Consider the following 9,836-nt stretch of genomic DNA (forward strand, 5'->3'; position numbering starts at 1 on the left):
TGGGGTGGAACTGCTAACAACGTAATGGGGTGGTGGAGTCTGCGGATTCCTCCGCGCTGCCGCATGCAGTTAGTGCGAGAGGAACGGCGAGAATAATTGGTAGCAGGCGTTTCATGCTGCTGTCCTTCCGAAGGGAGCGGTTTAGTTTTAAAGAGATTGACGGTTTCACTACCGGCGCATGAGCGAATAGCGAAGACTGCGAATAACAATCTTACTGCTCGACGATTGCATTTAGAGGGCAAAGTGACATCGGAACTTCTCGGCTATTTTGATTGGCTATCGAGATTTTCTGAATCGACAACCTGTCTGAAAACTTTGGTGATGGTTTGCCCGATTTAGATTGCGTACGTTGAAAGAGCTGGACCTGACCTATCCGCAGTATGTTGTCATGCTCGCGCTTTGGGAGTGTGACGGCATTACGGTCCGCGATCTAGGGGAGAAGCTGCACCTCGATAGTGGAACGCTCTCGCCCTTGCTGCGGCGCCTTGAGAAAATCGGCTACATCACCCGCGAACGTTCCGAAGAAGACTCGCGCGTCGTGCTAATTCATCTCAGCGACCAAGGCCAGGAACTACGCGCTGAAGCCGGTTGGGTGCAATCCTGCCTCATCGATAGTCTCGGGCTTTCGCGCGAAGAAATGGATACGCTGCGCTCACTCGCGCAGAAGGCTACCAAGCTCGTCCACGAACATTAATTCATTTGCATCAAATCAACTGCACCCATTCAAGTGCGCTAAACCTTTACCCATTAGGAGCTACAACATGAACGCAATCTACACCGCAGAAGCACTGGCAACTGGCGCTGGTCGTGACGGCCACGTACGTTCCGCTGATGGCCTGGTTGACATGGACCTAGCCATTCCTAAGGAGATGGGTGGCCAAGGCGGCGCCGCGAACCCAGAGCTCCTCTTTGCTGCCGGCTACGCAGCCTGCTTCCACTCCGCGCTGCAGATGGTGACCCTCGCCGACAAGGCGCATGAGGTCTGCCCTTATAGCAACGCCACCCGCGGCAACATCGACGTCAAGGTTTCTGTCGTCGAGGATTAATCGGCGCGGTGCTGGAGCACCATTTCTTAACCACAAAAGCGCTGAACCAGCGCATCGTATGCCTTCACTGTGAGTTCTAGGTCTTCCAGGTGGAGGCATTCGTCATGTGAATGTAGCTCGTTGTTGGCGCTAGCTAAGTCCCGTGGGCGAGCATGCAGGGCGAAACCATAGCCCACACCACCCATGCGGCGGGCGAATCGCAGATCTGAGCCGCCCGAGGCGTAGACGGGCACAACTGATGCCTCTGGGAAGAACTCGCCAAATGTCGCAGCCATCGCATCCCAGAGCGGACCTTCTGCAGGCGATGCCGAGGGGGTCTCATTGTTGAGATGCTCGATCCTTATCGCATCCGCCATGTCCCCCAGCGCCGCAATGAGGGCGGCGTCGACAGAATCCGCGGTATCCGTCGGATGCGCCCGGATGTCGAGGTTGAGATAAGCCTTCGAGGGAATGACGTTGATGGCGCTACCGCCATGAATCCCCGTGAAAGCGATGTTGGTGTGACTAAAAGAGTGTGCGAACGCCGCTAGCTTACCGAAAGTCTCGTAAGTAGCGTCCCCTGCGGATCCGTCGACAAGCGCGGCGGTGGTATCTGGATCGAAGTGGAACGCCTCCACGAACCAGGACCACACGTGGTCATAGGCGGGCGGCATTGCCAACGCGCCCACGCGCCGGGCGGCCTCCGCCAGTGTGAGGATGGATGAAGACTTTCCATAGGGAAGGGAGCCGTGCCCCGTATCCCCTGTGGCATGGAGGCGACGCTGGAAGATGCCCTTCTCGCCGACGTTGATAACCAGAGCATCGCTGCCATCACGCACCGGCAGATGCGAGCCGCCGGTCTCGGAGAGGCAGTTCTTCCAAGAGAATGCGTCGGGTCGGTTCTCAGAAATCCAGCGCGCGCCCAACCTTCCGCCGGATTCTTCGTCGGCGAGCCCCACGAAGGTCACTGTTCCCTTTGGCGGGTTGCCTGCCTGCGCGCGCCGGGCTGTTTCGCGCGTGGCTGCGGCTTGCGACGCCGTGATGAAGAGCATGTCGAATACCCCGCGGCCGTACAGAACACCGTCTACCACCTCGGCATCGAAGGGATCGTGAGTCCATTTGTCCACGTCAACGGGGACTACGTCAATGTGACCGAGCATCGTCAGTGGTTCCGCTGTGGGGTTGCTGCCGGGCACTGTAAACGCGATCGATACGCGGCCGGGTTCTGGCTCGAAGCGCTCCACCTGGGCTCCCGAGCCCTCGAAGAACTCCTCCAACAGGTTCGCGTTGCGGTACTCGTGGCCACTTCCGGGTGTGCCGTCGTTGATGCAACGATTGCGAATTAATCCCTGCAAGAGTTCAAGAGTGTCGTTGAATAAACCCATTCTGAGGAAGCCGCCTTTCTGGTTTTGTCGTTGAGTGTCCTACGTTCCAAGATTTCTATATACTAACCGATAAATAAAAAGTTGAGATGCACATCACTGTTATATGTAATGTAAGCTACATTGTCTAGAAAGTGTCGCGGGGATAACCCCTCAGTAAATGGGCAAGATGACCACAAATAAAAGACCAATCCCCTTAAAACACGAGGAGAACCACCATGGCCATCACAAAAGAGACCACGAGTGAGCCGCAGGGGAGTGCAAGTCCTGCAAAGGACGCGAAGACTCAACCAGCCAGTAACGGTTGGCTCGATAAGTTTCTCAACGGCGTTGAATACGTAGGCAACAAGCTGCCAGAGCCGTTCACCATCTTCCTGATCCTGTTCCTCATCACCGGCGTTGCTTCTTCCATCATGGCGTGGATGGACATCAAGGTGCAGGTGCCTGGTTCCGATGAAATCCAGCCCGTCAAGGGCTTGTTCACCGGCGAGGGAATGTCGTGGTTTACCACCACGATGGGCGAGAATTACATCAACTTCCCGCCGCTGGTTACGGTGCTGCCCATCATGTTGGCAGTCGGCGTGGCCGAGCGCTCCGGAATGCTCTCCGCCCTCATTCGCAAGTTCTTCGGCTCTGCGAAGCCATGGCTTTTGCCTTACGCGGTCGGCGTCATTGGCGTGACCGCATCGGTCATGGCTGACGCTGCCTTCGTTATCGTTCCGCCACTGGCGGCGATGGTGTTCAAGGCAGCCGGTCGCCACCCTGTCGCAGGCCTCATCGGTGGCTTCGCTGCCGTTGGCGCTGGCTACTCCACCGCACTGGTCCCAACCTCCTTGGATGCGCTGTTCGCAGGTATTACCACCGCGGTTATGGAGACCCTGCCGGGCATGGAGTTCTCTGACGTGAACGCAATGTCCAACTACTTCTTCAACGTGGCATCTTCCATCGTTCTCGGTGTCTTGGCCGGTTACATCACTGACCGCGTCATCGAGCCGCGCATGTGGAAACAGGAAGTGCCTACCGAAGAGGACATCGATCCGGAAGAGGCCGCACACCGCGGCGACCGCGACGAGAACGGCGAGGAGCTCTCCGCAGAGCTTTCCCCGACTGAAAGCAAAGGCCTGGTGTGGTCTGTAGTTGCCACCGTCATCGTTACCGCGGCACTGTTGTTCGCCATTCTTCTGCCAGAATCCCCGTGGCGTAACGAGACCGGCGGCTTCCTGCCGAAGTCTCCGCTGATGAGCTCCATCGTTTTCATCGTCTTCCTGTACTTCCTCGTGCTCGGTGTGGTCTACGGCAAGGCCGTGGGCACCGTCAACGGCATCAAGGACGTCGTCGACATGATGATTGGCTCGCTGAAAGACATGTTGAGCTTCCTCATCCTGGCCTTCATCTTGGGCCAGTTCGTGGCGCTGTTTGCGTGGACCGGCATCGGTACTTTTACCGCGGTCAAGGGCGCGGCATTCCTGGAATCCATCGGTCTCACCGGCTTCGGCGCGGTCTTCGCGTTCATCGTCCTGGCCTCGTGCCTGAACCTGCTCATCATCTCCGGTTCTTCGATGTGGACCCTGATGGCGGCAGTGTTCGTTCCGATGTTCGCACTGCTGGGCTACGAGCCGGCCTTCATTCAGAGCGCTTTCCGTGTGGGTGACTCTGCAACTCAAATCATCACTCCGCTGAACCCGTACATGATCGTGATGCTAGGATTCCTGCAGCGCTACGAGCCGAAGGCAGGCCTGGGCACCCTGATGTCGCGCCTGATGCCATACGTGGTTCCGTTCTTCACCGCGTGGGCAATCCTGCTGGCCATCTGGTTCTACGCAGACCTACCGCTGGGTCCGGGCAACAACATTTTCATCGAGGGATAACGTGTGCGATAGCGACAATCACGCAAGAAACAATCCATCAACGGCATATTTGGAGGCCACGGAGCAGCTCATCGCGCAGCGCGTGGCGGCCGCCCAAGCAGCCAACGCGGGAGCACAAGCATCCCTGGCTGAGGCTTATGCGGGGCAGGACGTGCTGTGGAAGGCGGCGTCGGAAAGCGCTGACGCCAACCGCGAGCTTGCCGCCCACATCGTGCAGGATTTGCATGCTCACCCAGAGACGGCCTTCGAGGAGCACCGCTCGATGGGCATGCTTGCCGACGTCGTGGAGCAACGCGGTTTCCCCGTCCGACGCGGTGTTTACGGGGTGGAAACCGCTTTCGAGGCGGAGTGGAGGAGCCCGAATTTCGATGCGACATCTCATCCCACCGTGGCAATCATGGCCGAGTATGACGCGCTGCCCGGTATCGGGCACGGCTGTGGTCACAACGTTATCGCTGCCGCGGGCGTGGGCGGATTCCTGTCCGCGGTCGAGGCGCTGTGTAAGAACGGCGGCGTCGAGGGGCGCCTGCTGCTGCAAGGCACCCCGGCTGAGGAGGGGCATTCGGGCAAGGAGTACATGATCCGTGGTGGCAGCCTTGACTCCGTGGATGCAGCGATGATGATCCACGGCTTTGGCTATGACATTGGCTCGCACGCGTGGGTCGGGCGCCGCAGCGTCAACGTGCGCTTTCGCGGCGTGGCGGCGCACGCGAGTTCGCAACCTTTCATGGGGTGCAACGCCCTCGACGCCGCATCCTTGGCCTACCAGGGCATTGGCCTGATGCGTCAGCAGATGCCTCCGAGCGATCGCGTCCACGCCATCATGGGCGGGGGAGCGCGACCTTCGGTGATTCCGCGTGAAGCCTCGATGCACATCTATGTGCGTTCCTTGGGCAACCAGACCCTCATGGATTTGTCCCAACGCGTTAACGAAATCGTTGAGGGGGCTGCGCTAATGGCCGGCGTCCAGGTCGATGTCGAATGGGACGAGCACCCGATGACGCTGCCGGTGCGTAACAACGAGGCGCTGGTGGAGCGGTGGACGCGCACGCAAACGCTGCGCGGACGGACGGCGCTTCCCGCGGGAACCGTGCCGGAGACCCTTGCCGCGTCCACGGACTTCGGTAACGTCTCGCACCTTGTACCGGGCATTCACCCGATGGTCAAGGTCTCTCCGTCCGACGTTGCCCTGCATACCGAGGACTTCGCTCGCTGGGCCGCAACGGATGCGGCTGTCGACGCCGCAGTGGACTCCGCAGCAGGCTTGGCCCAAGTAGCGATTGACTACTTGGCGGACACGAAAATGCGCGCGGCAGCGAATGCGGAGTTTGCCGAACAGGGCGCTGTTGCGGTGGCGGATCTCTTGGCGGAATCGTCCGCGGACTAGGCGCCGAGTAGGCTCGGAGTAGGCTCGGAGTAGGTTTTCTTGCACTGTGCAAGGGGGTGGGGGTAACCACCTCTTTGCGCAGTTCAACCTATATTTTATTGCATTTGTAGGCTTGCCTAACAAAAACTGCTTGAAAGGTAAGGCTTACATCAGTTAGGTTAGGCGAGTATTTGAAAACCTTTCGAAAAGGACATCATGACCGCCAAGATTCGTCGTTCTCTCGTCGCGTCCGTCGCAGCCCTGTCGATGACTCTGACCGCTTGCTCTTCTGCAGAAGAGTCCACCTCCGGTTCTTCTGACACCTCCGCAGCGTCCTCCTCCGAGACCACGGAGATCACTCTCGAGGACAACTTCGGTGAGAAGAAGATTGCTGCCCCGGTTTCTGCCCCGGCCGTTACGGACAACCGCGCTTTCGAGATTCTTGCTGACTGGGATGTCAAGATTGCCGCCGCACCGCTGAAGCTGGTTCCTTCCACCGTGCGCGATGTCTACAACAAGGACACCGTCGCAGCTGACCTCGGTTCCCACCGCGAGCCGGATCTGGAATCTCTCGTCGCTGCGGAACCGGATGTGGTCTGGAACGGCCAGCGCTTCGAGCAGCACCAGGAAGACATCGAAAAGCTGGTGGAAGATGTCCCCGTGCTCGACTTTGAGCCGCGCGATGACAAGGACTTCTTCGAAGAACTCAAGCGCCACACCGAGGCACTGGGCCAGACCTTCGGACACGAAGAGGACGCAGCCAAGCTCATCGAGGACTTCGACGCAGCCGCAAAGCGCGCCAAGGAAGCTTATGATCCTTCCAAGAAGGTCATGGCAGTGAACACCTCCGGTGGCGAGATCGGCTACATCGCGCCGAAGATCGGCCGCACCTACGGCCCGGTTTTCGACCTCATCGGTATGACCCCGGCTCTTGAGGTTCCGGAAGGAACCGATGACCACGAGGGCGACGACATCTCCGTCGAGGCAATCGCTGAGTCCAACCCGGACTGGATCCTCGTCATGGACCGCGACGCAGCCGTCAGCAAGGAAGGCGAAGAACACGTTCCAGGCGACAAACTCGTTAACGAGAATGCTGCGCTGAAGAACGTGACCGCAGTCAAGGAAGGCAACGTCTACGTTGCCCCGGCTGATACCTACGTCAACGAGAGCATCATTACCTACACTGAGATTCTCAACGCTCTGGCTGACGCCTTTGAGAAGCGGTCCTAACCTGCACAAATAGAACCGAAACCGGAACGCCGAAAGGCTTTCCGGTTTTTGGTGTGAAAGAGATAAATTTTGACTTCAGCAGAGAAAACCGCGGTTCAAGAAGCACCACCCGCGCGCCGTTCCCGCGGCAAGCTTTTCACTTGGAAGCTGTTGCTCGGAGTCGTGGCTGTAGCGGCGTTGCTCCTCCTTTCGCTCATGGTGGGGGAGTATTCGATCCTTGATCACGACGACGGCCGCGACATGTTTATGACCACGCGCATTCCGCGCACCATCGCCCTGGTGCTCGCGGGCGCGGCGATGGCGATGAGTGGATTGGTGATGCAGCTGCTCACCCAGAACCGCTTCGTTGAACCCACGACCACGGGTACCACGGAATGGGCAGGCCTCGGCCTTCTCTTTTCGATGATCGTGCTCCCGCACGCGTCGGTGCTTGGCCGCATGGTCATTTCTGTTGTGTTCTCTTTCATCGGCACGATGGTCTTTTTCGCTTTCTTGCGCCGAGTCACGTTGCGCTCCTCGCTCATCGTGCCGATCATCGGCATCATGCTGGGCGCCGTCGTCAGCGCGGTGTCCTCTTTCGTAGCACTGACCACCGACAAACTGCAGCAGCTGGGTATCTGGTTCATGGGCTCGTTCACTTCTGTGTACGAGGGCCAGTACGAGGTGCTGTGGATCGTTTTGCTGGTGCTGTTCGCGGTGTTCTTCTACGCGGACAAACTCACGGTCGCAGGCTTGGGCGAAGAAATCGCCACCAACGTGGGCCTGAATTACAACCGAATGATCCTCATCGGCACCGGGCTCATCGCTGTGGCCACTGGCGTGGTCACCGTGGTCGTGGGCTCCCTGCCTTTTTTGGGGCTTATCGTTCCCAACGTGGTGAGCATGTTCCGCGGCGATGACCTGCGCTCAAACCTTCCTTGGGTATGCCTGCTCGGTATTGCCACGGTCACCTTGTGTGACCTCATCGGCCGAACCGTCATTTCTCCGTTTGAGCTGCCCGTATCCGTCATCCTGGGCGTGGTCGGCGCGGCCGTCTTCGTATTCCTGATTGTGAGGTCCACCCGTGAGCGTTAAGACAGAGCAGCGCACAGGCGACGTCGCCAAGCAGCGCTATGTGGGCTCCTTCCAGTCGGCCAAAGCAGCGCGCAAGTACTGGATCATCTTGGTGGCGCTCATCGTGGCGGGCGCACTCTTCGCGTTTGGCCTGCTGGCGTATGACAACCCCATGGACTTCGGAACGCGTAAGTGGTGGCTCATCGCGCAACGCCGTGCCGACGCCGTGATCGCCATGGCTATCGTGGCTGCGTGCCAAGCCGTTGCGACCGTGGCCTTTCATACGGTCACCAACAACCGCATCCTGACCCCGTCCATCATGGGCTTTGAATCGCTCTACGCGGCGATTAATACTGCGACCATTTTTTTCCTAGGTGCCACGGGCCTCACGGAAGCCCGCAACATGGGCACCTTCCTGTTCCAGATGGCAGTGATGATTGTGCTCTCGCTCATCCTGTACTCGTGGCTGCTGACAAACCGCAGCAACAACATGCATGCGATGCTATTGGTCGGCGTGGTCATTGGTGGCGGACTTGGATCGCTGTCCACTCTGATGCAGCGCATGCTGACGCCCAGCGAGTTCGACGTGCTGACGGCACGACTGTTTGGCTCGGTCAACAATGCTGAGACTGAGTATTATCCCATCGCAATTCCGCTGGTGATTGCGGCGACGGCGTTGCTCTTCTTTAATTCCCGCCGCCTCAACGTGCTCTCGCTTGGTCGCGAGGCTGCCACCAACCTCGGCGTAAATCACAAGTTCAACGCGATCTTTACTCTGATCCTGGTATCAGTTCTCATGGCCACCACCACCTCGCTCGTAGGTCCCATGACCTTCCTCGGATTCTTGGTGGCAACCTTGGCCTACCAGTTCGCGGAAACCTACGACCACCGATACTTGTTCCCCATGGCCATCGCCACCGCCTTTGCTGTACTCACGGGTGCGTACTTCCTCATGCAGCACGTCTTCTACGCACAGGGCGTTGTATCCATCATCATTGAGCTCGTCGGCGGCTCGGTATTCCTCATCGTCATTTTGCGAAAGGGCAGACTGTGATCACACTCAATAACGTTGCGAAGACCTATTCCCACGAGACGAACATTGGCCCAGTGTCCCTCGACATTCCGGCCGGCGGTATCACCGCGCTTGTGGGGCCCAACGGTGCCGGCAAGTCCACGCTGCTGACGATGGTGGGGCGTTTGCTCGATATCGACGAAGGCACCATTGAGGTCGCTGGATTGGACATCGCCTCTACCAAGTCCCAGGACTTGGCCAAGATTTTGTCGATCCTGCGACAGGAGAACCACTTCATCACGAAGCTGACGGTGCGTCAGCTCGTGGGGTTTGGCCGCTTCCCGTACTCGCAGGGCCGCCTGACGGCTGAGGACGAGGAGGTCATCTCCAAGTACATTGACTTCCTTCACCTCAGCGATTTGGAGGACCGCTACCTGGATCAGCTCTCGGGCGGCCAGCGTCAGCGCGCGTATGTGGCGATGGTCCTGTGCCAGGAGACTGATTACGTTTTGCTGGACGAGCCTCTCAACAACCTTGATATCGCGCACTCCGTGGAAATGATGAAGCACCTCAAGGAGGCCGCGCAGAACTTCGGGCGCACGATCATCATCGTCTTGCATGACATCAACTTCGCTGCCCGCTACGCCGATCACATCTGTGCGGTGAAGAATGGGGAAGTGGTGGCCTTCGGTGATCCGGAGGAGGTCATGCGCGATGAGGTGCTGACCCCAATCTTCAATACGCCCATCACGGTTATCGACGGCCCCGACGGTCTGTTGGCCTGCTATCACTAACTGCTTGACGACGTCGCCCCCTCTGGGCGTTGTTTGATACGCCAGGTTTGTCTCCGAAATGGTGGATTTACCTGGCGATTTGTGTTGTTTGTGGGGTGGGGGCTAA

General features: G+C 58.6%; 9 protein-coding genes. 8 read left to right on the forward strand and 1 reads right to left on the reverse strand.

Features of this window, described 5'->3' with window-relative positions:
* Positions 1-349: 349 nt before the first annotated feature.
* Complete coding sequence (locus HMPREF2888_RS03615) at positions 350-694, forward strand: MarR family winged helix-turn-helix transcriptional regulator (protein ID WP_070456358.1); 345 nt, start codon at positions 350-352, stop codon at positions 692-694.
* Between the two features lie 67 nt (positions 695-761).
* The gene (locus tag HMPREF2888_RS03620) at positions 762-1,046 is read left to right on the forward strand and encodes an OsmC family protein (RefSeq protein ID WP_061926089.1); all 285 of its coding nucleotides are present in this window, start codon (positions 762-764) and stop codon (positions 1,044-1,046) included.
* A gap of 26 nt (positions 1,047-1,072) precedes the next feature.
* Here the strand turns inward: HMPREF2888_RS03620 and HMPREF2888_RS03625 are convergent, their stop codons facing one another.
* Positions 1,073-2,410: a M20/M25/M40 family metallo-hydrolase gene (locus HMPREF2888_RS03625; protein ID WP_061926087.1), complete on the reverse strand. Its 1,338-nt coding sequence runs from the start codon at positions 2,408-2,410 to the stop codon at positions 1,073-1,075.
* A 215-nt stretch (positions 2,411-2,625) separates the two neighbouring features.
* On the opposite strand from HMPREF2888_RS03625, the gene HMPREF2888_RS03630 reads away from it, so the two are divergent.
* The 6 genes from HMPREF2888_RS03630 to HMPREF2888_RS03655 all read left to right on the forward strand — a co-directional run bounded on the left by HMPREF2888_RS03630 (position 2,626) and on the right by HMPREF2888_RS03655 (position 9,730).
* A complete protein-coding gene (locus tag HMPREF2888_RS03630; protein ID WP_061926085.1) occupies positions 2,626-4,275 on the forward strand; it encodes an AbgT family transporter in 1,650 nt (549 codons plus the stop codon).
* A gap of 1 nt (position 4,276) precedes the next feature.
* Positions 4,277-5,662 (forward strand): M20 family metallopeptidase, encoded by a 1,386-nt coding sequence (locus tag HMPREF2888_RS03635; RefSeq protein ID WP_061926082.1) that lies wholly within the window; start codon positions 4,277-4,279, stop codon positions 5,660-5,662.
* Between the two features lie 195 nt (positions 5,663-5,857).
* Positions 5,858-6,871 (forward strand): siderophore ABC transporter substrate-binding protein, encoded by a 1,014-nt coding sequence (locus tag HMPREF2888_RS03640; protein ID WP_061926078.1) that lies wholly within the window; start codon positions 5,858-5,860, stop codon positions 6,869-6,871.
* Positions 6,872-6,940: 69 nt separating this feature from the next.
* Positions 6,941-7,945 (forward strand): ABC transporter permease, encoded by a 1,005-nt coding sequence (locus HMPREF2888_RS03645; protein WP_061926074.1) that lies wholly within the window; start codon positions 6,941-6,943, stop codon positions 7,943-7,945.
* Positions 7,935-8,978 carry an iron chelate uptake ABC transporter family permease subunit gene (locus HMPREF2888_RS03650; RefSeq protein WP_061926070.1) on the forward strand — a complete coding sequence of 348 codons (1,044 nt, stop codon included), beginning with the start codon at positions 7,935-7,937 and terminating at the stop codon, positions 8,976-8,978. Before HMPREF2888_RS03645 ends, HMPREF2888_RS03650 begins: the two co-directional genes overlap by 11 nt.
* A complete protein-coding gene (locus HMPREF2888_RS03655; protein ID WP_061926068.1) occupies positions 8,975-9,730 on the forward strand; it encodes an iron ABC transporter ATP-binding protein in 756 nt (251 codons plus the stop codon). Before HMPREF2888_RS03650 ends, HMPREF2888_RS03655 begins: the two co-directional genes overlap by 4 nt.
* Positions 9,731-9,836: the final 106 nt, after the last annotated feature.

Source organism: Corynebacterium sp. HMSC077D03 (assembly GCF_001808545.1).
In the GTDB taxonomy this organism is placed as follows: Bacteria; Actinomycetota; Actinomycetes; order Mycobacteriales; family Mycobacteriaceae; genus Corynebacterium; species Corynebacterium simulans.